Here is a 25,078-nt window from a genome sequence, read left to right as displayed (position 1 = left end):
ATGTCTGATATCAACCTGACCAAACTGATCTTTGGGCGGCTGTCGCTGGAAGCAATTCCGTACCACGAGCCCATCCTGGTCGCCACCTTCGCCATGGTGGCGGTCGGCGGCCTCGCGTTCCTGGCCGCGATGACCAAATTCCGCCTGTGGGGCCCGCTGTGGCGCGACTGGATCACCTCCATCGACCACAAGAAGATCGGCATCATGTACATGGTGCTCGGCCTGATCATGCTGTTGCGCGGCTTCGCCGATGCGCTGATGATGCGCGCCCAGCAGGCGATGGCCTTCGGCGACAGCGCCGGCTTCCTGCCGCCGCACCACTACGACCAGGTGTTCACCGCCCACGGCACGATCATGATTTTCTTCGTGGCGATGCCGTTCGTGACCGGCCTGATGAACTACGTGGTGCCGCTGCAGATCGGCGCGCGCGACGTGTCGTTCCCTTTCCTGAACAACTTCTCGTTCTGGATGACCACCTTCGGCGCGATGCTGACGATGGCCTCGCTGTTCATCGGCGAATTCGCCAAGACCGGCTGGCTGGCGTTCCCGCCGCTGTCGGGCATCGCGGCGTCGCCGGATGTCGGGGTCGATTACTATATCTGGTCGCTACAGGTGGCCGGGGTGGGGACGACACTGTCGGGCGTCAACCTGATCGCGACCATCGTCAAGATGCGCGCTCCAGGCATGAGCCTGATGAAAATGCCGGTCTTCACCTGGACCGCGCTGTGCACCAACGCGCTGATCGTTGCCACCTTCCCGATCCTGACCGTGACCCTGGCGATGCTGTCGCTGGACCGCATGGTCGGCACCAACTTCTTCACCAGCGACCTCGGCGGCAACCCGATGTTGTACGTCAACCTGATCTGGATCTGGGGCCACCCTGAGGTTTACATCCTGGTGCTGCCGGTGTTCGGCGTGTTCTCGGAAATCGTCTCGACCTTCAGCGCCAAGAAGCTGTTCGGCTACACCTCGATGGTGTACGCGACCGTCGTGATCACCGTGCTGTCCTACCTGGTATGGCTGCACCACTTCTTCACCATGGGTTCGGGCGCCAGCGTCAACTCGTTCTTCGGCATCACCACGATGATCATCTCGATCCCGACCGGCGCCAAGATCTTCAACTGGCTGTTCACCATGTACAAGGGCCGTATCCGCTTCGACGTGCCGATGCTGTGGACCGTGGGCTTCATGCTGACCTTCGTCATCGGCGGCATGACCGGCGTGATGCTGGCCGTTCCTCCGGCCGACTTCGTGCTGCACAATTCGCTGTTCCTGATCGCCCACTTCCACAACGTGATCATCGGTGGTGTGGTGTTCGGCGTGTTCGCCGGCCTCAACTACTGGTTCCCGAAAGCATTCGGCTTCAAGCTGGATGAATTCTGGGGCAAGGTCTCGTTCTGGTGCTGGCTGGTCGGCTTCTGGGTCGCCTTCACGCCGCTGTACATCATGGGCTTCATGGGCATCACCCGCCGCATGAACCACTTCGACGATCCGTCGCTGCAGAAGTACTTCATCATCGCCGCCATCGGCGCGCTGATCGTCGCCGCCGGTATCGGCGCCACGCTGCTGCAGTTCTACGTCAGCTGGAAGAACCGCGAGAAACTGCGCGACGTCACCGGCGACCCATGGGGCGGCCGTACGCTGGAGTGGGCGACCTCGTCGCCACCGCCGGACTACAACTTCGCGTTCACCCCGGTGGTGCACGAGAGCGACAGCTGGGCCGACATGAAGGCCAACAACTACAAGCGTCCGACCAGCGGCTTCGTCGCGATCCACATGCCGAAGAACACCTCGGCCGGCTTCATCATCTCGGCCTTGTCCGCGGTGCTGGGCTTCGCCATGGTCTGGCAGATGTGGTTGCCGGCTGCCGCCGCCTTCATCGCCATGATGGCCGCGATCATCACGCACACCTTTAACTACAAGCGCGACTTCTATATCCCTGCGGAAGAAGTAGTCCGTACCGAAGAAGCCCACACTCGTTTGCTGGAACGCCATGTCTGAAACTATCGCTAACGGCGCCGTGAGCGCCGACCCAAGCGCACGCTACTACGTGCGCGACCACCACCCGGAGAACGGCACGCTGCTGGGCTTCTGGCTCTACCTGATGAGCGACTGCCTGCTGTTCGCCGGCCTGTTCGCGGCGTATGCTGTGCTGGGTCGCAGCTACGCCGGCGGTCCGTCCGGCGCCGAGCTGTTCGACCTGCCGACGATCGCGCTGAACACCGCGTTCCTTCTGCTGTCGTCGATCACCTACGGCTTCGCGATGATCGCGTCGCAGCGCAAGAACGTCAAAGCCACCATCATCTGGCTCGGCATCACCGGCCTGTTCGGCCTGGCGTTCCTGACGCTGGAGATCCAGGAATTCCTGCACCTGATCCATGAAGGCGCCGGTCCGCAACGCAGCGCGTTCCTGACCTCGTTCTTCGCGCTGGTCGGCACCCACGGTCTGCACGTGACCTTCGGTTCGATCTGGCTGGTGACCTTGATGTTCCAGGTCGGCAAGCACGGCCTGACCGTTGAAAACAAACGCCGCCTGATGTGCCTGTCGATGTTCTGGCACTTCCTGGACGTGATCTGGATCGGCGTGTTTACCTTTGTTTACCTGATGGGAGTCCTGCCATGAGCGCACCACATAATCACTCCGGCCACGACGACCACCACGGCGATCACGGCCACGGCCACGAAGATGAAGGCCACCACGGCAGCCTGAAGGATTACGCGATCGGCTTCGTGCTGTCGGTGATCCTGACCGCGATCCCGTTCTGGCTGGTGATGGCCAAGGTGTTCGACAAATCCAGCACCACGGCCGCCGTCATCCTCGGTTTCGCCGCGGTGCAGGTGGTGGTGCATATGGTCTACTTCCTGCACATGAACGGCAAGGCCGAAGGCGGCTGGTCGCTGCTGGCGACGATGTTCACGCTGGTGCTGCTGGTGATCGTGCTGGCCGGTTCGATCTGGGTCATGTACCACATGAACGCCAACATGATGCCGTCCATGGGCACGGACGTGCACAACATGCAAGACATGCGATGACGGCCGGCGCCTCACCGCGCCAACGTTCCCGCGCCCTGCGCGTCATTCTGGCCCTAGCGGCCGGAGTGATGTTCGCAGGGTTTTTTGCTTTGGGAACCTGGCAAATCTATCGTCTGCAATGGAAGCTGGACCTGATCGAGCGGGTCGGCCAGCGCGTGCACGGCGCGCCGGCGGCGGCGCCGCAGGCCACCCAGTGGCCGCATCTGAACGCCGAGGACGACGACTACCGTCCGCTGCGCTTGCGCGGCGTCTACCTGAACGCGTCCTCGACGCAGGTGCTGGCCTCGCTGGATCGCGGCGTCGGCTATTGGGTCATGACGCCGCTGTGCACGGCGGACGGGATTGTGCTGGTCAATCGCGGCTTCATCCCGGCCGGCAGCGGCGGCTGGTCGCCGCAGGCGGCTCCCGCTGCGGCGGCGTCCGACGCCTGCAGCGCCGCGCGCGTCGCCGGGACCGCCGAGACCGAGGTGGTCGGCCTGCTGCGGCTGAGCGAAGTCACCGGACGCCTGCGCGCCAACGAACCGGAGCGCAACTACTGGTACACCCGCGACGTGCAGGCCATCGCCAAGGCGCGCGGCCTGCCGCCGGTGGCGCCGTACTTCGTCGATGCCGACGCACCCTCGGCGCTGGCCTCCGGTCCGGTGGCCGACGCGCAGCCGGTCGGCGGTCTGACGACGGTTTCCTTCGTCAACAACCATTTGGTTTATGCTGTCACCTGGTACGCACTGGCGCTGATGGTGGCCGGCGCGACGGCCTGGGTCGTCCGCGATGCGCGCAAAGGGCGGCCGCACTGACTTGGAAGGCAAGAAAGCAATAATGGCGAGGAAAAACGAGAACCCCTACGATCGCGGCCGCCCCGGCATGCCGGTGGTCGAACCGCTGGCGGCGGTGAACGCCTCCGCCAACACCATCACCCACGCCGCCGGCCACAAGAACATGCAGCAGCTGATCCAGCTGCGCTGGATCGCCGTGATCGGACAGATCACCACCATCGCCGGCGCCTCGGTGGCGCTCGGAGTCGAACTGCCGATGCCGGCCATGCTCAACGTGCTGGCCTGCCTGATCGCCTTCAACATCGCCAGTACCTTGCGCTGGCAGGAAAACCAGTTCGTCTCCAACAGCGAGCTGCTGCTGGCGTTGACGGTGGACGTGGCCAGCCTGACCGCGCAGCTCTACCTCAGCGGCGGCGCCACCAATCCCTTCGTGTTCCTGTACCTGCTGCACGTGATCCTCGGCGCGGTGCTGCTGGAGCGCTGGTCGACCTGGACCATCGTCATCGTCACCGGCGCCTGCATCGCCGGGCTGGCGCTGTTCTCCGAACCGCTGACGCTGCCGCTGGACCACTCGCTGGGCATCTTCAGCCTGTACGTGCAGGGCACGCTGCTGTGCTTCATCCTCGACGCCGCGCTGCTGGTGGTGTTCGTCAGCCGCATCACCGACAACGTGCGCGACAGCGCCGCCAAGATCGCCACGCTGCGCCAGCGCGCGGCCGAAGAGGAACACATCGTCCGCATGGGACTGTTGGCGTCCGGCGCCGCGCACGAACTGGGCACGCCGCTGGCGACACTGGCGGTGATCCTCGGCGACTGGAAGCACATGCCCGAATTCAAAGGCAACCCGGTGCTGCTGGAGGAGATCGCCGAAATGCAAACCCAGCTGAAGCGCTGCAAATCCATCGTCAGCGGCATCCTGCTGTCGGCCGGCGAGACGCGCGGCGAATCGTCGGCCGCCACCACCATCAACACCTTCCTGGCCGAAGTGGTGGCGGAATGGCGCATCGGCCGGCCGGTGGTGCGTTTCGAATTCGACAACCGCATCGCGCCGGATTTGCCGGTGGTATCCGATTCGACCTTGAAGCAAATGATCTGCAATGTGCTGGATAATGCGCTGGAAGCGTCGCCGCAATGGTCGCGCATGGAAGCCAGCGTCGAAGCGGGCGAACTGGTGCTGCAGGTGACCGACGCCGGCCCGGGCTTCGCCGAAGAGATGCTGGCGCAGTTCGGCAAACCGTACAACTCCAGCAAGGGGCGGCCGGGCGGCGGTCTCGGGCTGTTCCTGGTGGTGAACGTCGCCCGCACGCTGGGCGGCGCGGTCAGCGCCAGCAACCTGGCGCAGGGCGGGGCGGTGGTGCGCCTGACGCTGCCGCTGTCCGCCATTGAAATCAAACCGGAACTACAAGCGACATGACAATAGACGAAGAACGGGTATTGCTGCTGGTCGAGGACGACGCGGCGTTCGCCCGCACCCTGGGGCGCTCCTTCGAACGGCGCGGCTACAAGGTGCTGCTGGCGGAAAACGTCGACGAAGTCAGCGCGCTGCTGGTAGAACACGCGCCGGGCTATGCCGTGGTGGACCTGAAATTGAAGGGCAACTCGTCCGGATTGGCCTGTGTGCAGATGCTGCACCAGCACGACCAATCGATGCTGATCGTGGTGCTGACCGGCTTCGCCAGCATCAACACGGCGGTGGAAGCGATCAAACTGGGCGCCTGCCAATACCTGGCCAAGCCGTCCAACACCGACGACATCGAAGCCGCCTTCGAGCACGTCGCCGGCGCGGCCGAGGTGGACGTGACCAACCGCGCTACCTCGATCAAGACGCTGGAATGGGAGCATATCCACGCGGTGTTGGCGGAGACGGACTTCAACATCTCCGAAGCCGCGCGGCGGCTCGGCATGCACCGCCGCACGCTGGCGCGCAAGCTGGAGAAGCAGCGGGTAAAGTGATGAGCCGACAAGGACTGTTCGATGCGCTTGAACCGCCGCCGATGGCGACCGATCGCATTTTTTTCGCGATCATGCCGGACGCTGACGCCATCGCCGACATCGTCGCGCTGACGGCGAGATTGAAGACGCAACACGGCATGCGCGGCCGGCCGACAGCCGACACCAAATTGCACGTCACCTTACACCACCTGGGTGACTTTGCCGGCATGCCGCATGCGAAAGTGGCGAGCGCGAAGCGCGCGGCCGAAGCGGCGGCGAAGGCCATGGCGACGTTCGTGGCCTGTTTCGACACGGCGCAATCCTTCGTCACACGTCGCAACAACCGTCCGTTGGTGCTGACCGGCGACGACGGTGTGATTGGCATCGCCGCGCTGCACCGGGCGCTGGCCAGCGCGATGCCGAAAGCCGGACTGCCGCCGATTCCCGCCAGCTACACGCCGCACATCACGCTGCTCTACGACGACATCACCGCGCTGCCACAACCGGTGGCGCCGGTCGAATGGAGGGTGCGCGAACTGTTGCTGCTGCACAGCCGCCTCGGCCAAGGCCAGCCCTATACTGCGCTGGGCCGATGGCCACTCCGGGGTCAGAGCTAAAAACTGGACATGAGCTCGTGTCCAGTTTTTGGCTCTGACCCCGGAGTTTCGCGGGCACTTCTCATCACGGTGCCGAACGTTTCGACGAATTCGCGCAGCGTGTCGGGCAGGGCGTCTTGCTGCGCGCGCAGGCCGGCTTCCAGGGCTGTGGCGCTGTTGAACAGCTCGGTCGCGGAGAGGTTGCCGGCGGCGCCGCGTATCTTGTGCACCAGGTCGGCCGCTTTGGGGAATTCGCCGGCCTCGATGGCGTCCTGGATCTGTTGCATGCTGTGTTCGAAGTCCCTGGCGAACAATTTGAGTAGCTGCGTCAGCAGCGCGCCGTGGCCGCCCAGCCGCTCCAGCGCGGCGGCGACGTCGATGCCGGGATGGGGGGCGAAGACGGCCGCCGGGCGCGGCGCTTCCGCCTCGGCCATCGCCGCCGCCGCGCGGCCGATGTCGGGCTGCACCCAGGTCGCCAGCACGGCGTACAGCGTGTCCGGGTCGATCGGCTTGGTGACGTAGTCGTTCATGTCCATCGCCAGGCAGCGCTCGCGATAGCCGGCCACCGCGTGCGCGGTCATGGCGATGATCGGCAGCGCGGCGTGGCGCCCGTCGGCGCGGATCAGCGCCGTCGCCTGGTAGCCGTCCATGTCCGGCATCTGGATGTCCATCAGCACCGCGTCATAACTGACGGCGTCGATCATGCGCGCCGCTTCCTCGCCGCTGGCGGCGATGTCGCTGCGCACGCCGGCGCGCTGCAGGATTTCGCTGGCCACCTGCTGGTTGATCGAGTTGTCGTCCACCACCAGCACCAGCGCGCCGCGGATGCGCTGCACCGCCAACGATGGCGGCGCCTTGCTCTTGACGGCGGGCTGGCCGGCGTCCAGCCCCAGCGCGGTCATGATCGCGCTGCGCAGCAGGTGCGGATTGGCCGGCTTGTCCAGATGGGGCATGATGCGGATCTGCTCCATGGTTTCCTTGTTGTGCTCGCGCGCGTAGGCGGTCACCATCAGCACCGCCGGCACCGCCGCCAGCTCCGGCTCTTCGGCGATGCGGTGCAGCGTGTCGATGCCGTCCAGGTCCGGCATGTCGGCGTCGATCAGCATCACGTCGTAGTGCTCCAGTTGCAGCGCCGCCACCGCCGCCGCGCCGGAGGCCACCGCGCGTGCCTTGACGCCCAGCGCCGTCAGCTGGATCTTGAGCATGTGGCGCACCGCTTCGCTGTCGTCCACCACCAGCACCCGCTTGTCCTGCACCGATTCCGGCACCGGCTGCAGGCGCGTGGTCTGGTCGGCCGCCGGCAGTAGCTGCGCGGTGAAACTGAAGCTGCTGCCGACGCCCGGTTCGCTGTCGACCTTGATCACGCCGCCCATCTTGCGCACCAGCTGCTGCGAGATCGCCAGCCCCAGCCCGGTGCCGCCGTACAGGCGGGTGGTGCTGGCGTCGGCCTGGGCGAAGGCCTGGAACAGGCGTGCCTGCTGCTCCTGGCTGATCCCCAAGCCGCTGTCCTCGACCGTGAAGCGCAGCGCCAGCGCGCCGTTGCCGATGTCGGTGGCGCCGTCGCCGCCCGGGTCGCGCTCGACGCGCAGTTCGATGTGGCCGCGCGCGGTGAACTTGAGCGCGTTGCCGACCAGGTTGACCAGGATCTGGCTCAGGCGCAGCGGGTCGCCCAGCAGGTTGGTCGGCACGTCCGGCGCGGCCCAGATCACCAGTTCCAGCCCGCGTTCGGCGGCGCGCCACGCGAACAGGTCGGCGATCTGGTTCAGGGTGTCCGGCAGGTCGAACGGCAGCGCCTCCAGCTCCAGCTTGCCCGATTCGATCTTGGAGAAGTCCAGCACGTCGTTGATGATCTCCAGCAGGCTTTGTCCGGCGCGGCCGATCTTGCGGAAGTAGTCCAGCGGCTGCGACGGCAGGTCGAGGTGTGTGCCCAGACCGGCGAAGCCGAGGATGGCGTTCATCGGGGTGCGGATTTCGTGGCTGATGTTGGCGAGGAATTCGCTCTTGGCGCGCGTGGCCGCTTCGGCGTTGAGGCGCGCCTGTTCGATCATGCGCAGCGCGCGCGCCTTCTGGTAGGCCGAGACGAAAGGTTCTTTCAAAGCCTTCAACAGATCCAGGTCGCTGTCGGAGAAGGCGGCGCGGTATTGGTAGTTCTCGAAAATCAGGTAGCCCTCGACCTGGCCGTCGAGCACCACCCGCACCGACAGCAGCGCGCAGACGTCGCCCGGCAGCGAGTCCTGGTGGTGCACTTCGAAGATGTCCGGCGCGATCATGCAGTCCGGTGGCGCGTAGCGCAGCTCGGCCTGGCGCTGGTCGATGCGGTAGCTGTCGGTGGCGGTGGCGTCGATGCGGCCCCAGGCCGCGCGCAGGCTGAGCGTGGTGGCGCCGGGTTCGCGCACCAGGGCCAGCGCCGAGTCGATGCCTTTAATGACGGTCGATTCGTGCAGGATGGTGTGCAGCAGCGCGTCGAAGTCCAGCTGTTCGTTGATCGATTTGACGATGGCGTTGAGTTTTTCCAGATGCTGGGTGCGCGAGTAGACCAGCGCCTGCAACGCTTCGCCCTTGTGGTGCAGGTGCCGTACGCGCCAGCGCACCAGCGCCCACGCCAGCACGCAGGTGACCAGGAAGTAGCCCAATCGCGCCCACCAGGTCTGGTGCCAGGCCGGCAGCACTTCCACCCGCAGCGTCAGCTCCTCGGCGTTCCACAGGCCGTCGCGGTTGCTGCCGCGCATGCGCAGCCGGTAGCTGCCCGGCGGCAGGCGGCTGTAGGCGGCGATGCGGCGGCTGGCGTCGGCGTCGATCCAGCCCTTGTCGAAGCCCTCGAGCAGGTAGGCGTAGCGGTTGCGCTGCGGCGCCGAGTAGTCCAGCGCCGCCAGCTCCACTTCGAACCCCTGGTCCTGCGGCTGCAACGTCAGCGTCGGGCCGTCGGCGCCGGCCAGCTGCGCCGGCGCCAGCGGGCGCTGGTCCAGGCGCACGGAGCTGATCACCAGCGGCGGGCGATAGCTCCAGTCGTTGAGCCGCCCCGGATACACCACCGCCATGCCGGAGCTGGCGCCGAACAGCAGGTCGCGCTCCATGGTGACGGTGCTGGCGTTGATGAAGAAGGTGCGGAAGGCCAGGCCGTCGGCACGGGTCAGGGCGCGCACCCGCAGCGTGCTTGAATCGATGACGGCGATGCTGTCCAGCGTCGCGGCCCAGATCCGTCCCACCGGGTCGGCCTGCAGCGCCATGATGGTGCCGGTCTCCAGTCCGGCGCGGGTGCCGATGCGTTCAAATACCGGTTGTCCCAGGGCGTCGCGGCCGGTCATCACGCAGATGCCGCCGCCGTAGGTGCCGACCCACAGGCGGCTGCGGCGGTCGATCGCCAGCGAACTGATGACGGCTTCCGACAGCGCGTCGGCCTTGCCCGGATTGGCACGGATCTGCTCCACCTTGCCGCTGTCGGGATCGAGCCGGTTCAAGCCGTCGCGGGTGCCGATCCACAGCGCGCCGTCGGCGTCGGCCTGCACGGTGTGGATGCGGTTGTCGCTCAGGCCTCCCGTTTCGGCCGGGCCCTGTGCGTAGCGCCGCAAGGTGTTGGCCGCCGGGTCGTATTCCAGCAGGCCGTCGAAGGTGCCTAGCCACAGTTTGCCTTTGTGGCGCAGGATGGTGCCGATGCGGGGATAGGGATTGGTGTCCGGCAGGTCGACCCGCTGCACCATGCTGCCGTGCGCGCTGGTGTGATAGAGACCAAGCTGGGTGCCGATCCAGGCCTCGCCGGGTTCCGCTTCGGCCAGCGACAGCACCACGCGGCTGGGCAGCGCGCGCTCGGGGCGGGTGGGATCCGGGCGCAGGGCGGCGCGCCGGGCACCGTCGAGCCGTACGATGTCGACGCCCTGGTCGGCGAGGGCGATCCAGACGTCGCCTCGGCTGTCGGTCATCAACGCGGTGACCGACGCCTCCTGCGCGCCTTCGGCGCCGAACACCGCGTCGATGCCGGCACTGTGCGGGTTGTAGATGTCGACGCCGCGCTCGGTGGCGACCCAGACGATGCCGCTGCGTCCGCGCAGCAGCGCGGCGGTGCGGTCGTTACTGAGGCTGAAGGGCACCGCCGGCTGGTGCAGGATGCGCGTGGCGCGTCCGGTGTTGGGTTCGTATTCGATCACGCCGCCGCCGTAGGTGCTGAGCCACCAGACGCCCGAGACGCTTTCGGTCACCGCCAGCACCATGTTGGACTGTAGTCCCTTGATGTCCTTGGGGACGACGATGCGTCCGCTGTCGGCTTGCGCGTTGACGACGCCGAAGCCGCTCTTCAGCGTGCCGAAGGCGATCTGTCCCTGGTGGTTTTCGCCGATCGACAGCACCGCGTCGTGGTGGGTGCTGTTGGATTCGGCCGCGATCGGGATGGTGAGGATGGTGCCGCCAGGCTTCATGCGCGACAGCCCACTGCCCGAGCCTATCCACAGGTTGCCGGCGCGGTCCGTGAGCAACGCGCGGATCTGGTTGTCCGGCAGGCCGGGCGTGTCTTCGTGCGTGTAACGGCGCAGCGAGCCTTGCACCACGTCGTAGTAGCGCAGGCCGGTGGGCGTGCCTATCCACAGGTTGCCCTTGGCGTCGCTGGCGATGGCGTTGACCTGGCCCCGGCTGAGTTCATCGTTGGGACGGACGAAGCGCTCGGTGCTTTTGTCGTACATGGCCAGCCCGGAGGCGGTGGTGCCTACCCATAGGTGGCCGCGCTTATCGACGTGCAGCGCCTGGATAAAGTCACCGGGGAGGCTGCCGGCGTCGGCGGCGTCGTGCTGGAAGCTACGCACATGATAGCCGTCCCAGCGCGCCAGGCCGCTCTGCGTGCCGACCCAGATATAGCCGTCGCCGTCCTGCGCCAGCGCCATCGCGACCGCGTTGGGCAGGCCCTCGTTCAGTCCGAGATGTTCGAACAGCGGCGTCGCCAGTCTGTCCCAGCGATCGGGTCCGGCGTGCGCGGCGCCGGCGGCGGCCAGCATCGCCATCGCGAAGGCGGCACGGGCCAGCCAGCGCGCTGCCATCGCACGGAGATGCCGGGTAAGGACGTGGGCGTTCAAGGCGGGGCGCACTCCTGTTCAAAGGTTATCCAGAGCATACGTAATAGCTGCTGGAATGTCCACGAGTAGCAACGGGAAATCGACTGCGCTTGTACAATCGCCACATGCGAACCAAAGTGGATATCAACATGAAACCTGAAGTACTTGTAATCGCGGCCAGTCCGTCGGCCGATGTGATGGCGCAGTTGGAGCGACTATTCATTTGCCACCATCTGTGGCGCCAGCCGCGCGATGAGCAGGCGACGTGGCTGACCGGCGTGGCCGGCGGCGTGCGCGGCGTGCTGACCACCGGCGCGATCGGCATCGATGCGGCTCTGTTGGCGCAACTGCCCAAGCTGGAGATCGTCGCCGTCAATGGTATCGGCACCGATGCGGTGGACCTGGCCGCGACGCGGGCGCGCGGCATCGCGGTGACGAATACGCCGGGCGTGCTGACCGACGATGTGGCGGATCTGGCGTTGGCGCTGCTGCTGGCCGCGGCTCGCCGCTTGCCGGCGCTGGATCGCTTCGTACGCGCCGGCGATTGGGAGGCCGGCAAGCCGTTGACGCCGACGCGCTCCTTGCGCGGCAAGGTGTGCGGCGTGTATGGCTTCGGTCGCATCGGCCAGGCGGTGGCGGCGCGGGCGCAGGCGTTCGGCATGGAGATCCGCTACTTTCAGCCGCGCGCGATCGAGGGCGTGACGGCGCCGCGCAGCGCATCCTTGCTGGCATTGGCGCATGAGAGCGATTATCTTGTGGTGTGCGCGCCGGGCGGTCCGGCCACGCGTCATGTGATCGATGCGCAGGTGCTGGCGGCATTGGGGGCTGCGGGCACGTTGGTCAATATCGCGCGCGGGTCGCTGGTGGATCAGGCGGCGTTGATCGCCGCGTTGCGCGAGGGCGCGTTGGGCATGGCGGCGCTGGATGTGTTCGACGGCGAGCCCAAGGTGCCGGCCGAACTGCGCGCGCTGGAGAACGTGGTGATGACGCCGCACGTGGCCAGCCTGACCGTGGAGACGCGTCACGCCATGGGGCAGCTTGTGGTGGATAATCTGAGCGCGCATTTCGACGGCCGACCCTTATTGACTATTGTTCTGTAAATCGTTTCACCGGATTTGCAGAAAATCCTTTAAGTCATTGAATATGTTATATTTGAGCGATTAGAATCGTTTCATGGTGCGTTTCATGGCTTCTTCCGTTGATGTGCTGCATATACTTCGGCTGGCGCGGGTGATTTCCGGCGCCGATCTGCTGCTCCGCCTGCAGAAAAACCGGTCGTCGCTGAGCCGCGCCACCATGATGCGCATGGTGAAGGAACTGGGCGACCAGGTGGTGGTGCGCGGCGCGGCACGGCGCACCAGCTATGCGGCGCGCCGTCCGCTGCGCGGCGTTCGCGAACCGATTCCGCTGTATCGGATCGACCGCAAGGGCCGTGGCGAGCAGGTCGCGCTGCTTGATCCTATCTATCCCGCCGGCTGCGCGCTGCGCTACGAACAGCCGCTCGAATGGCCGCTGGCGCCGGAGATGGGCGACGGCTGGTTCCCCGGCCTGCCATACCCGCTCGACGACATGCGGCCGCAGGGTTTCCTCGGCCGGAATTTCGCGCGCAATTTCGCCGAGATGCTGCAAGTCGGGGCCGACCCGCAGAAGTGGCAGGAGGACGACACCCTGTACGTGTTGTCGACGCTGGGCGCGGACGCCGCCGGCAACTACATCCTTGGCGAAGCGGCCTACCGCCGCCACCTGGAAGCGCTGCGGCAGGGTCTGGCGCCGGTCGCGGCGGCGGAGATCGAGTCGGCCTACACGCGCCAGGCGGAGATAGCGATGGAGGCGGGCGTCGCCGGCTCGTCCGCCGGCGGCGAGTTCCCCAAGTTTACCGCCTTCCGCGAGCATGACGGCGAGCGCGCCCACGTCATCGTCAAATTCTCCGGCAACGACAACGCGCCCGGCACGCAGCGCTGGTCGGATCTGCTGGTGTGCGAGCATCTGGCGCTGGAGACGATCAGCAATCATCTCGGCGTGGCGGCGGCGCGCAGCCGCGTGCTGCGCCACGGCCAGCGCACCATGCTGGAGGTGGTGCGCTTCGACCGCCACGGCGATTTCGGCCGCTCGGCGGTCTGCACCTGGGCGGCGCTGGACGCGGCGCTGTTCGGCATGGCGGGCGAGGGCTGGATCAAGGTCGCGGCGCGCATGCTGGCGGACCGCTACGTCGGCGCCGATACCCACGCCGAGATCAAGCGCTTATGGCACTTCGGCCGGCTGATCGGCAACAACGATATGCATGAAGGGAACCTGGCCTTCGTTCCCGGCGCGGCGGGCAAGCCGCCGCTGGCGCTCGCGCCGGCCTACGACATGCTGCCGATGCTGTATGCGCCGGTGCGCGGGGTGGAGCTGCCGCCGCGCGAATTCGCGCCGGCGCTGCCTTTGCCGGCGGAGCGCGAGGACTGGCTGGCGGCGGCGCAGGCGGCGATCGAGTTCTGGAGCATGGCGGCGGCCGATGGACGCATCAGCGCCGGCTTCCGCGCGACATGCCGTGTCAATGGCAGGGAGTTGAGGCGCCTGCGGGCGCTGGCGGAGTAGCGGGCGGTGCCGACGCTGGGGATAAAGGCTGCGGCGGCGGCAACTGCCAGTACACCTTGACGCAGTTGCGGCCGGCGCGCTTGGCGGCGTACAGCGCCTCGTCGGCGCGGCTGTAGGCCAGTTCGAAGGTGGTGCCGGCCGGATTCCAGCTGACGCCGACGCTGGCCGTGATCTGGCGGTCGATCGGCGCGCCGAACACCTGGTCGGCGATGGCGTCGCAAATGCTGGCGGCCACCGTCTGCGCCTCTTCCACCGAAGCGGTAGGCCACACCACCGAGAATTCCTCGCCGCCGACGCGCCCGATCGCCACTTCCGGCCCGAGCAGATCCTGCAGGCAGTTCACCACCGTCTTGATGACGGTGTCGCCGGCCGGGTGGCCGAAGTCGTCGTTGACCCACTTGAAGTGATCGATATCGAGCACGATCAGGGCCAGGTCGCGGCTCTCCAGGCAGGCGCTGGCCTGGTCGATGACCGCTCCCCGGTTCAGCGCTCCGGTCAGCGGGTCGTGGGTGGCGCGGTATTCCAGCTGTTGCGCCAATTCGTGCAGCTGGCGGTTCATCTGGTTCATGTCGAACTCGGCGCGGTCGCTGCGGCGGATCAGGCGCCGGCTCTCGCGCATCAGGCGCTCGTAGTGGACGATCATCTCGGCCAGCGCGGAGCGCGCGTCGGCGCCCGGGTCCGCGTGCGCGGCCTTGGCGTTGGCCAGGGCCGCGCTCTCCAACGCGAACAGATCGGCTTCGGCCGCGGGTTTCATCAGCCGCTCACCGCATGGTCGTGGAAGTCGAGGGCGCCGAAATCGTCCTGCAATTCCTGGCCGAATTCGAGGATGGTGTCGTCGTCCTCGTCGTGGTACCAGTTCAGGCGCACGTGGTTGCCGGCCATGGCGGCGTCGTTCAGCGCTTCGAAGAACGAGAACAGCATCTTGGTGCTGGAGCTGTTGAAGTAGGCCAGCGAGACGTTGACGGTGATGGCCGCGTCCTTGCGCTCCGCGAGATAAGCCTGCACCTGCGCGATCACCGGGCCGTAGAAGGCGGCGGCGTTCTCCGGATAGGATTCGCCTTTGATCGACAGCGTGTGCTGGTCGAAGCGGAAGTCGATCTCCGGCGAGGTCGGCGAGGCGGCGATAAAGAGTGGTTCCATGTTAGTTCTCAGTATATTCAGATGATCGCTTTGATGCAGAAGACCGTGGCGTCCGGGTGCTGGTTGTCCTGCACGAATTCGAATTCCAGCGGTTCGCTGGCGTCGCGCGCCATGGTCAGAAAGCCCAGGCCGGCGCCCTTGCTGTCGGCCGGCGTCTCGTCGCGCAGCGCCTTCTTGTAGGCCGACTTGATTTCCTCCATCGACATCGTGTGCAGCGGTTCGAGGCGGCTGCGGATGCGCTCGACGTTGGCGCTGTCGACCGGATTGGCGCACAGCAGGAAGAAGCTGTCGCCCTTCATGCCGATGCAAAACGAGCCGCGCCGCATCTGGTTGTCCGACTGCTCGTCGGGCGTCAGCGTGTCGGACGAGTAGTGCATGATGTTCTGCGACATTTCGACGAAGGACGAGAAGATGCGGCGCCGCGTCGGTCCCGCCGCGCCGGCCGTGTCCAGCCGCGCCTTGATGGTTTCGGAAATGGCGGCCACCACGTGCTGCGAAAAGTAGCCCACGTAGAAAAAGATGATGTTGCGCTTGCGGGCCACATCCCAGAAGTCGTTGAATTCTTCGTACAGCAAAATCGTGCTCCTCTTAGGGGCGGAAACAGAAAAAGGTCAGGTCGTCGCGGCGTGGCTGCGCGCCTTGCCAGGCCTGGTAGTCGTCGAGCATGGCCTGGCTGACGTGGCGCGCGCAGGCGGTGCGCTGCGCCAGCAGCACGTCGCGCATGCGGCGCTTGCCGTAGGCGATGTCCTTGGCGCCGCCGATCTGGTCGATCAGACCGTCGGTGGTGAGGAACAGCAGGCTGCCCTCGGGAATCGTGATCACCTTGTTGTTCCAGGCGTAGTCCTGCGGCGAATCGACGTAGCCGACGCCCATGCGTTCGGCGTCGATGGTCTGCACCGCCTGCTGTTCCGGGTCGAGCTGGAACAGCGGCAGCTTGGCGCCGGCGAAGTGCAGCTGGCGCGTGGCGTTGTCGAACCACAGGAAGGCGGCGTCCATGCCGTCGTTCGATTCGGCGTTGCCGTTGCCTTCGATCTGGCCCAGCATGCTCTTGACGCCGCGGTTGACCTCTCCGATCAACGCCGCCGGATCGCGCGGGCCCAGTTGCTGCAAGGCCTGCGTCAACGTGGAGGAAGAGATCAAGGTCATGAACGCGCCCGGCACGCCATGGCCGGTGCAATCCGCGATGGCGGCGAACCAGCCGTCTTCATACCGCGCGAAGTGGTAGAAGTCGCCGCCGACCACGTCGCGCGGCTGCCATTCGAGGTGGGCGTCGTCGAGGACGTCGGCCAGGGCCAGGTCGGATGGACGCAGCAGCGCGCGCTGGATCACGCTGGCGTAGTCGATGCTGTGCATGATCTGGCGGTTTTTCTCCGCCTGCATATTGGCCACCACGTTCATCAGCTGCAGGCCGAAGCCGACGCCGGCCAGCGCGCCGTCACGGGTGACGATGAAGCCGTCGGCCAGCGCTTTCTCGCCCGATTCGACGGCGCGGAAAGTCAGCGCCTCGATGCTCATCGCGGCGTCGACGATCAGCGGTTCCTTGTCCATGAAGGCGATGCAGCTCTTCTTCCCATACAGTTCGTGGTAGAAGGGCTTGGACATCTGCGACATGAAGATGTTGCGGCTGATCAGGCCGATGGGGCGCTCGCCCTCGATCACCGGCAGGCTATTCAGATCCCGGCGTTCGGTGAACAGTTCCAGTACAGCGAAGTTACTGGTGTCGGACGGCACCGATACGGTTTCCACACACAGGTCGGCCGCGACCGACAAGCGAAAACGAGGCAGGTGCAAACGAGAGGCATTGAACTCCACGGCCGGTAACCTTTAGTTAAGACAACAGGACTACATGCTATAGGGAAATTATTACCAGTCGATGACATCTTAATCAAAAGAAAAGTCTGTTATCAGTCTGCGCACAGGCATTGCAAATATTGCCTCACGGTAATTGACGTGTCACATTTGGCGGCTACAGTGTCGGCATTCCGTGACTTTTAAAGATGAAGGCTATGAAATTTCCCCAATTAAATACCGGCATGCGTGTCGTGGCGTCGTTCGCCTTGTTGTTGTTCGTGATGGCCTGCATGTCCGGCGTATCGCTGTGGCGGCTGCAATCGGCCAATGACACGGCGTCCAGCCTGGTCAACGAAAAACTGGCGCGGCAGCAGCTGACCTCCGAACTGCTGGGCGTGACCGAACTGAACGGCCTGCGCGTGATCTCCATCGCCCGCAGCGACAGTCTGGAAGTGGGCGACATCTTCCAGGCGCAGCTGACCGCCGGCGAGAAACTGGCCGCGACCCTGGAGTCCAGGCTGGCGGCGATGCCGGCCGAAGCCGCAGAAGCGGCGCTGCGCGGCGCGGTGTCCGGCAAGAAGGCGGCGTACCTGGCCATGCGCGGAGAACTGTTCAAGTTCAAGGACATGGGACGCATCCAGGATGTCGGCGACCTGCTGGACAACAAGATGCCGGCCGTCTTCAAGGCCTACACCGGCGCGCTGGACCAGCTGTTGAGCTATCAAACCCAACAGGCCAAGGCGCTGGCGGCCGAGTCGGACAGCCAGTTTCGCGGCAGCCGCGCGCTGTTGATCGGTCTCGGCCTGGCGACCTTGGCGCTGGGCGCGCTGCTGGCATGGCTGCTGACGCGCAGCATCGTGCGACCGCTGACGCAGGCGGTGGCGCTGGCCGAGCAGGTCGCGGCGGGCGAGCTGCACGTGGCGATCCGTCACGGCCGCAGCGACGAGATCGGCAAATTATTCGATGCGCTCAGCCACATGACCGGCCGTCTGGCCGACACCGTGGGCCGGGTGCGCGACGGCGCGGTGGCGATCGATTCGGCCTCGCGCGAAATCGCCAACGGCAACCTGGATCTGTCGCGCCGCACCGAGCACCAGGCCGGCGCGCTGGAAGAGACCGCGTCGGCGATGGAGGAATTGACGGCGGCGGTGCGGCAGAACAGCGGCAACGCGCGCCACGCCAATGAGTTGGCGCTGTCGGCGTCCGAGGTGGCGGGCAAGGGCGGCGACGTGGTGTCGGAGGTGGTGCGGACCATGGCCAGCATCAACGACTACGCGCACAAGATCGTCGACATCACCAGCGTGATCGATGGCATCGCGTTCCAGACCAATATCCTGGCCTTGAACGCGGCGGTGGAGGCGGCGCGGGCCGGCGAGCAGGGGCGTGGGTTCGCGGTGGTGGCGTCCGAGGTGCGCAACCTGGCGCAGCGTTCGGCGACGGCGGCCAAGGAGATCAAGGTGCTGATCAACGATTCGGCGCAGCGCATCGCCAGCGGCAGCGAGCTGGCCGAGACGGCCGGCGCGACCATGAACGAGATCGTGCTCAGCGTGCGCAAGGTGACCGCGATCATGGGCGCGATCAGCTCGGCCAGCGCGGAGCAGGAGCATGGCATCGAGCAGGTCAACGCGGCGATCAGCGATATGGACGACGTCACGCAGCAGAACGCGGCGCTGGTGGAGGAGGCCGCAGCGGCGGCGGACGCCATGCAGGCGCAGGCGCGCGAGCTGGCGGAGCTGGTCGGCTCGTTCAAGATCGACGCGGATGGTTGGGGACATGCCGCCATCCACCAGTTGCCGATTCCCGCCGTTCGGCACGCTGCGCGGCGTGAGGTTCCGCCGCGCATCGCCGCCCCGAAGGCCGCCTAGCGTCGGCGCCGACGGCGCGGCGGATTTACATCCTGTAGGAGGCCTGCAGCGAGATCGTGCGCGGCGCCATCGGCAGGTCGTGCGGCAGGTTCAGGCCGGGGGCGGGCGTCGGCTCGCGCACGTCGGCGTTGAAGACGTTGCGCAGCGCCGCCGAGAAGTTCCATTGCCGGCGTCCGTTGCGCGTCGCCAGCGTCAGGTCCAGCGTGGTGTAGTCGCTGATCGCGGGACGCGCGTCGCCGAAAGCGCGCTTGCGGCCCGCCACCCAGTTCACCTGCGTACCGGCCTGGTAGCCGCTGACGAACGCCCAATCGGCGCGGCCGTACAGATGGTTGTGCGGCGCATAGCCGGCGTCGGTGTCGGTGGTTTCGTCGATCGACCGCTGCCAGGCGTAGTTGCCGGACAAGCGCAGATCGCGCGTCACCGTCCAGGTCGACTCCAGCTCGACGCCACGGCCGTTCTGGTTGCCGGTGTTGGCGTAGGTGCCGCCGGTGCCGGGCGTGGCGTTCGGCACGACGCGGATGATGTTCTTCATAGCGTAGCGATAGAAGGTCAGGTTGACGTTGGCGTCGGCGCGCGCTTGCCAGGCGAACGACAGTTCGCTGGTCGCGTTGCGTTCCGGCTTCAGGTTTGGATTGCCCATCGCAACCGGATTGGTGATGCCGTAGCTTTCGAGGAAAGCCGGCGCGCGGAAGGCGCGGCCGTACAGCAGCTTGGCGGTGAGGTCGAAACTGGCGTCCCACACCAGCGCCAGGCGCGGATTGGTGGTGCCGCCGAAGTCCGAGTAGCGATCGCGCCGCACGCCCGCCGTCAGGTTCCAGTCCTTGGCCAGGTTCCACTCGTCCTGCAGATACACATAGTCGATCCTGCGCCGCTGCGGACGCAGGAACGGCAGCGTGTACGTGGTCTCGATCACGGACGGCAGCGGGATCGGCGTGCCGTTGGCGGCGTAGCTGAAGTTGCGGACCTCGCGCACGCGGTACAGGTCGATGTCGTCGTGACCGACGCCGATGCGCAGGTGATGCGCGTTCAATCCGCTGTAATCGGCATAGCCGGACAGGCGATAGGTGCGCTCCCACGTCTCCGGCGCGCCGATCATGCCGTCGGGGAAGGCGCCGGTCGGGAACACCAGCCCCGGCGGCAACAGCCGGTACAGCGTGGTCACTTCCTGCGAATACTGCTGCGTGCTGAGGCTGGCGCCCAGGCCCCAGTCGCCGCTGAACTGTGGATCGGCCCAGGCCAGGCTGCTGGTGATGCGTTCGCTGCGCTGGCGGCCGACCGGGTCCAGCGCCGAGGCGATGCCGGCGCCGGTGCCCATGTCGTAGCGTTTCTTGTAGCCGAAGCGGGCGCGCCACTGGCCGTAGATCAGGTCGAGATTGGCGTCCGCCGCCTTGACCTGGTTGTTCAGGCCGCCCGGCGCCAGGCTGGCGTGGCTGCGGAACAGCGTGTCGTTGCGGCTTTGCGCGTCGGCGTCGATGCGGCTGTCGTTGCCGTCGGTCGAACCCATGCGCACATAGGCGGCGACATCGACCGGTCCGACCTTGCCGCCGTGTTGCACCCAGGCGTCATAGGTGTCGAAGGTGCCGGCGCGGGCGCCGACTTCGGTGCCCTGGGCTTCGAGCGGGCCCTTGGTGATGATGTTGATGACGCCGGAGAACGCATCCGAGCCGTACAGCGCCGAGCCGGGGCCGCGAATGATCTCGATGCGGGCGATGTGTTCGACCGGATAACCGCCCCAGATATTTCCCTTGTTGCCGACATAGGCGGTGGTGATCGGGACGCCGTTCTGCAGCATCAGGATCTGCGGCGTGTAGGGACTGACGATGCCGCGCACCACGTACAGCGGCGAATTGCTGTTGGGCGTGCGGTTGACGTGGATCCCCGGCACGCTTTCGAGCACCTGGTCGAGGTCGGTCGCGCCCATGGCGGCGATGTCGGCGGCGGTGATCACCGACGCCACCGCCGGCGCGCGGCGCAGCGCCTGCAAATTGCCGGTGGCGATGCTGACGCTGTCGGCGGCGCCGTACAGCAAGGCCAGTTCATCCTCGTCGGCCGGGCTCTGGCCGGCGTAGGCCTGGGCCACCGTCAACGGGAGAGTGAGTGCCGCGGTCAAGGTCAGCCGTTGGGCGCTCCACACTTTCAAGATGCTACCTCCGATGTGTTTTTTTCATTCTAGCTTGCGGTTTGGAAGTTCCGCTAATAAATCAGCATATCCGGGCGGGAACTGTTGTAGCGGCGTCCGCCGAGCGCCTGACCAGCTCGGCGAATTGCTCGGCGGGAACAGCTGGACTCAGCAAATAGCCCTGCATCATGTCGCAGCGGCGGTCGCGCAGGAACTGCAACTGGGCCTCGGTCTCCACGCCCTCGGCCACCACTTCCAGCCGCAGGCTGTGCGCCAGCGCGATGATGGCGCTGACGATGGCGGCGTCGTCCGCGTCCTGCGGCACGTCGTTGACGAAGGAGCGGTCGATCTTGATGATGTCGACCGGGAAGCGCTTCAGGTAGGACAGCGACGAATAGCCGGTGCCGAAGTCGTCGATCGACAGGCGCACGCCGAGACCGCGCAGGCGGTGCAGCGCCGCCAGCGTGTCCTGCGCGTTTTCCATCAGCGTACTTTCGGTGATCTCCAGCTCCAGCAGATGCGGCGCCAGGCCGGTGTCGGCCAGCACCGCCTCGACCGACGCGGCGAAGTCCTTTTGCAGCAGCTGGCGCACCGAAAGGTTAACCGCGACCCGCATCTGCGGCAGGCCGGCGCAAATGAACTGTTGCAGCTGCGCGCAGGCGGTGCGCAGCACCCAGTCGCCCAGCGGGTTGATCAAGCCGGTTTCCTCGGCCAGCGGGATGAACTCCACCGGCGCCACCATGCCACGGGTCGGATGGCGCCAGCGCACCAGCGCCTCCATGCCGATGATGCGGCCGCTGGCCAGGCAGGCTTGCGGCTGGTAATACACCTCCAGCTGATGCTGCTGCTCCATGGCGCGCCGCAGATCGCTCTCCAGCCGCACGTGCTCGGAGATCGAATGCTCCATCGACGCTTCGTAGAACTGGAAACCGGTGTTGGTGCGCTTGGCGCGGTACATGGCGCTGTCGGCGTGCTTGACCAGCGTCGCCACGTCGGCGCCGTCGTGCGGATACATGGCGATGCCGACGCTGGCGGTGACGAAGATGTCGTGGCCGTCGATCGGGAACGGCGCCGCCAGCATGCGCACGATGTTGTGCGCGGCCGTCGCCGCCGATGCCGGGCTGTCCACTTCGTTCAGCACCACGGTGAACTCGTCGCCGCCCAGTCGCGCCACGGTGTCGGCCGCGCGCACGGTGTGGCGCACGCGCTGCGCCACCGCCTGCAACAGCCGGTCGCCGACCGCGTGGCCGAGGTTATCGTTGACGTACTTGAAGCGGTCCAGGTCCATGAACAGCACCGCCACTTGCTGGCCGCCGCCGCTCAGGCGCGCTTGTTCGATGCTCTTGCCCAGCAGTTCGAAGAACAGCGTGCGGTTGGGCAGGTTGGTCAGCACGTCGTTGTAGGCCAGGTGGCGGATGCGTTTCTCGGCGCGGTTGGCTTCGATGATGCGGCGCACCCGCTGCGACAGCACGGCGTAGTGGATCGGCTTGGGGATGTAGTCGCTGGCGCCGGCGGCGAAGGCGCGTTCCACCGAAGAGTTGTCCTGCAGCGCGGTGATCATCAGCACCGGGATGTCGCCGCCGTTGGGCAGTTCCTGCATGCGGGCGCAGGCGGTGAAGCCATCCATCACCGGCATCATCGCGTCCATCAGGATCACGTCGGGCTGGAAGCGGGCCAGCATCGCCAAGGCTTGCTGGCCGTCGGCCGCCTCTTCGACGCGGAAGCCGTCGCGTTGCAATGTGTGGCGCAGCGTGCTGCGGGTGCTGCGGTCGTCGTCGACCACCAGTACTTGCGGGGTGTCGTCGCCGTGGTCCGCATCGTGCGCGCCGGCGTCGTCGATCTCGGCGCGCAGGAAGGCGGCCACCTGGCGGTATTGTTCGTGCAATGCCGCCAGCAAGGGTTCGATCCGCTCCGGCTGGTTGGCGGCGGCGAACTGCTCCGCTTGCAGGGCCAGTTGCGCCAGCGTTTCGGCGCCGAAGTTGCCCGAGGAGCCCTTGAGTGCGTGGGCGCGGCTGCGCGCGGTCGCCATGTCGCCGCTGCGCACGGCTTGTTCCAGTTCATCCAGGCAGCACGGCGTGTCTTCAAGATAGGGATGGACGGCGTGCGGCAGCGCGTCGCCCAGCACTTCGCGCAGTTTGTCGAAGATGGCCAGGTCGAGCGGCGGGTGGTCGGGACCGATGCCGGTCGCGCGCACCGCGCGATCGCGCGTGGCGCCGTGGCGGAAGGCGCCGTGGTCGTCGTCGGCCGCGGCGTGCGCGCCCGGCAGGCCGCCGTGCGGCAGCCACTTTTCCAGCTTGCGGCGCAGCTCGACCAGCGTGATCGGCTTGGCCAGGTAATCGTCCATGCCGGCGGCCAGGCATTTTTCGGCGTCGCCGGTTTGCGTGTTGGCGGTCATCGCCACCAGCGGCGTGCGCCGGCCCAGCGCCAGTTCCGCCAGGCGGATGTGGGCGGTGGCTTCGTAGCCGTCCATCTCCGGCATGCTGCAATCCATCAGGATCAGGTCGAAGCGGCCGCGCTGCGCCGCCCGCACCGCCTCCACGCCGTCGGCGGCGAACTCGCAGATGCAGCCGTTCATCGCCAGCATGCCGGCGGCGACCATCTGGTTGGTGCGATTGTCTTCCGCCACCAGCACCCGGAACTGGCGCGCGGGCAGGGCGCGCGGCGCGGCGTGCGATACCAGATGCGACACCGCCGCCGCCGGCAGCGACTGGCCCGGCCGGCACAGGATCGAGAAGCTGAAGGTGGTGCCGACGCCGGCCTCGCTGCGCACGCCGATGCGGCCGCCCAGCAGCTCCACCAGCTGCTTGCAGATGGCCAGACCCAGGCCGGTGCCGCCGTAGCGGCGCGTGGTGCTCGGATCCGGCTGCGCATAGGCTTCGAACAGATGGCGCCGCACCTCGTCGCTCATGCCGATGCCGCTGTCGCTGACTTCAAAGGCGAGGCCGAACGGCGCGTCCGGCGCGTCCGCCAGGGACACCTGGATCGCCACCTGGCCACGCTCGGTGAACTTGACCGCGTTGCCGACCAGGTTGATCAGGATCTGGCGCAGGCGCAGCGCGTCGCCGGCGATACGGTCCGGCACCTGGGGCGCGACGGTCCAGCCGATGCCGACGCCTTTCTGCTGCGCCGGCCGCGACACCAGCTCCACCACCTCGGACAACAGCGCCGACAGATTGAACTCGGTCTCCTCCAGCGTCAGCTTGCCGGCCTCCATCTTGGAGAAATCGAGGATGTTGTTGATCAGCGCGATCAGCGTGCGCGACGAGTTCCACGCCACGTCGACGAATTCCTGCTGGCGCGGCGTCAGGCGGGTTTCCTTCAACATGTCCAGCATGCCGACCACGCCGTTGAGCGGCGTGCGCACTTCGTGGCTGACGGTGGCGGCGAACTGCGCCTTCATCTGCGCCATGTTGACGGCGGCGTCGCGCGAATCCTTGAGCTCCGCCTCGCGCTGTTCCAGCACGTTCATCATCTGGTTGAAGGCGTGCGCCATTTCGATCAGGTCGCGCGGCCCGGCCGGCGCGGCGCGCATGCCGGATTCGCCCGATTCGGCGCGGCGCATCAGGGTCGACAGCGCGTTGAGTGGATTGATCATGTGCCGCGTCAGCACGCGGCCCAGCACCAGCAGCACCACCGCGAACGACAAGGTCAGCACCAGGTTGCCCAGCAACAGCGACCAGGTCAGCTGCTTCAAGGTGTCCTTGGCGACCTGCACGTAGACATAGCCCAGCAACTGCTGCTGGTGCTCCTGCAATTCGAACGGCGACGCTTCCGACTGTCCGCCGTACACCGGCGCGGCGAAGATCCAGCCGTTGGCGTTCTCGCCGACCAGCCCGGCGTGCGTGGGCTGGGCCTGGGCGATCAGGGCGTCATCCAGCCTGGCGCCGCGCTGCTCGCGCGACAGCAGCACCTTGCGCTTGGCGTCCATGATGCGCAGGCCGGCCACGTCGGGGAAGGAGAGCGTCGAATTGACCACTTCGCGCGCGTTCTCGGCCGAGTGGAACAGCAAGGCCAGCGTGCTTTGGCGCGCAAGGTTGTCGGCGATGCGCTGGCCCTGGCCGAGGAAGTAATCGCGCATGCGGGTGTTGGCTTCCCACGAATTCATCAGCGCCGAAAACACCGCAAGTCCGATGATGGCGCCGGAGACGCCGATGGTCAGCTGGCGCTGAAACCCGGTGCGACGGAGGAAATTGCGAAGGATGGTCATCGGGCG

Annotated in this window: 17 protein-coding genes; 10 read left to right on the top strand and 7 right to left on the bottom strand. The window is 66.5% G+C overall.

Annotated elements, in window-relative coordinates; all coding sequences use genetic code 11:
• From cyoB to GW587_RS23405, 7 genes are read left to right on the top strand one after another with little or no spacing between them, the layout of a single operon-like run.
• On the top strand, positions 1–2,001 hold the full coding sequence (gene cyoB, locus GW587_RS23435) for a cytochrome o ubiquinol oxidase subunit I (RefSeq protein ID WP_166107149.1): 2,001 nt from the start codon (positions 1–3) through the stop codon (positions 1,999–2,001).
• Complete coding sequence (cyoC, locus tag GW587_RS23430) at positions 1,994–2,623, top strand: cytochrome o ubiquinol oxidase subunit III (protein WP_166107147.1); 630 nt, start codon at positions 1,994–1,996, stop codon at positions 2,621–2,623. Before cyoB ends, cyoC begins: the two co-directional genes overlap by 8 nt.
• On the top strand, positions 2,620–3,033 hold the full coding sequence (gene cyoD, locus GW587_RS23425; RefSeq protein ID WP_166107144.1) for a cytochrome o ubiquinol oxidase subunit IV: 414 nt from the start codon (positions 2,620–2,622) through the stop codon (positions 3,031–3,033). Before cyoC ends, cyoD begins: the two co-directional genes overlap by 4 nt.
• Positions 3,030–3,827, top strand: coding sequence for an SURF1 family protein (locus GW587_RS23420; RefSeq protein ID WP_166107142.1), 798 nt, complete (start codon positions 3,030–3,032; stop codon positions 3,825–3,827). Before cyoD ends, GW587_RS23420 begins: the two co-directional genes overlap by 4 nt.
• 22 nt (positions 3,828–3,849) lie before the next feature.
• A complete protein-coding gene (locus GW587_RS23415) occupies positions 3,850–5,220 on the top strand; it encodes an ATP-binding protein (protein ID WP_166107140.1) in 1,371 nt (456 codons plus the stop codon).
• On the top strand, positions 5,217–5,759 hold the full coding sequence (locus GW587_RS23410; RefSeq protein ID WP_207393611.1) for a response regulator transcription factor: 543 nt from the start codon (positions 5,217–5,219) through the stop codon (positions 5,757–5,759). Before GW587_RS23415 ends, GW587_RS23410 begins: the two co-directional genes overlap by 4 nt.
• Positions 5,759–6,355 carry a 2'-5' RNA ligase family protein gene (locus tag GW587_RS23405; protein WP_166107139.1) on the top strand — a complete coding sequence of 199 codons (597 nt, stop codon included), beginning with the start codon at positions 5,759–5,761 and terminating at the stop codon, positions 6,353–6,355. The genes GW587_RS23410 and GW587_RS23405 overlap by 1 nt, the downstream gene beginning before the upstream one ends.
• Here GW587_RS23405 and GW587_RS23400 read toward each other — a convergent pair.
• On the bottom strand, positions 6,352–11,355 hold the full coding sequence (locus GW587_RS23400) for a response regulator (protein WP_166107137.1): 5,004 nt from the start codon (positions 11,353–11,355) through the stop codon (positions 6,352–6,354). The genes GW587_RS23405 and GW587_RS23400 overlap by 4 nt on opposite strands.
• 164 nt (positions 11,356–11,519) lie before the next feature.
• Between GW587_RS23400 and GW587_RS23395 the strand changes: the two genes are divergently transcribed.
• Both GW587_RS23395 and yjjJ read left to right on the top strand, forming a co-directional pair.
• Positions 11,520–12,470, top strand: a complete 951-nt coding sequence (locus GW587_RS23395; RefSeq protein ID WP_166107135.1) for a 2-hydroxyacid dehydrogenase — start codon at positions 11,520–11,522, stop codon at positions 12,468–12,470.
• Positions 12,471–12,555: 85 nt separating this feature from the next.
• Positions 12,556–13,950: a type II toxin-antitoxin system HipA family toxin YjjJ gene (yjjJ, locus tag GW587_RS23390; protein WP_166107134.1), complete on the top strand. Its 1,395-nt coding sequence runs from the start codon at positions 12,556–12,558 to the stop codon at positions 13,948–13,950.
• Here the strand turns inward: yjjJ and GW587_RS23385 are convergent.
• The 4 genes from GW587_RS23385 to GW587_RS23370 are packed head-to-tail and all read right to left on the bottom strand — an operon-like array spanning position 13,907 to position 16,842.
• A complete protein-coding gene (locus GW587_RS23385; protein ID WP_166107132.1) occupies positions 13,907–14,704 on the bottom strand; it encodes a GGDEF domain-containing protein in 798 nt (265 codons plus the stop codon). The two genes, yjjJ and GW587_RS23385, sit on opposite strands and share 44 nt — an antisense overlap.
• A complete protein-coding gene (locus tag GW587_RS23380) occupies positions 14,704–15,090 on the bottom strand; it encodes a DUF1987 domain-containing protein (RefSeq protein WP_166107130.1) in 387 nt (128 codons plus the stop codon). The genes GW587_RS23385 and GW587_RS23380 overlap by 1 nt, the downstream gene beginning before the upstream one ends.
• A 17-nt stretch (positions 15,091–15,107) precedes the next feature.
• Positions 15,108–15,665 carry a SiaB family protein kinase gene (locus GW587_RS23375; RefSeq protein WP_166107128.1) on the bottom strand — a complete coding sequence of 186 codons (558 nt, stop codon included), beginning with the start codon at positions 15,663–15,665 and terminating at the stop codon, positions 15,108–15,110.
• 13 nt (positions 15,666–15,678) lie between these two features.
• Positions 15,679–16,842, bottom strand: a complete 1,164-nt coding sequence (locus tag GW587_RS23370; protein ID WP_229259620.1) for a SpoIIE family protein phosphatase — start codon at positions 16,840–16,842, stop codon at positions 15,679–15,681.
• Positions 16,843–17,096: 254 nt separating this feature from the next.
• Here GW587_RS23370 and GW587_RS23365 point away from each other — a divergent pair, with 254 nt between their 5' ends.
• Positions 17,097–18,746 (top strand): methyl-accepting chemotaxis protein, encoded by a 1,650-nt coding sequence (locus tag GW587_RS23365; protein WP_166107125.1) that lies wholly within the window; start codon positions 17,097–17,099, stop codon positions 18,744–18,746.
• A 25-nt stretch (positions 18,747–18,771) separates the two neighbouring features.
• On the opposite strand, the gene GW587_RS23360 is transcribed toward GW587_RS23365, so the two are convergent.
• The gene (locus GW587_RS23360) at positions 18,772–20,880 is read right to left on the bottom strand and encodes a TonB-dependent receptor plug domain-containing protein (protein ID WP_371875643.1); all 2,109 of its coding nucleotides are present in this window, start codon (positions 20,878–20,880) and stop codon (positions 18,772–18,774) included.
• 67 nt (positions 20,881–20,947) lie between these two features.
• Positions 20,948–25,072, bottom strand: coding sequence for an EAL domain-containing protein (locus GW587_RS23355; RefSeq protein ID WP_166107122.1), 4,125 nt, complete (start codon positions 25,070–25,072; stop codon positions 20,948–20,950).
• Between the last annotated feature and the right edge of the window lie 6 nt (positions 25,073–25,078).

Origin of the sequence: Duganella aceris, assembly GCF_011090165.1 — a bacterium.
Lineage (GTDB): Bacteria > Pseudomonadota > Gammaproteobacteria > Burkholderiales > Burkholderiaceae_D > Rugamonas > Rugamonas aceris.
The sequence above is the reverse complement of the archived record's forward strand: the minus strand, read 5'-3'. Positions and strand labels throughout refer to the sequence as shown.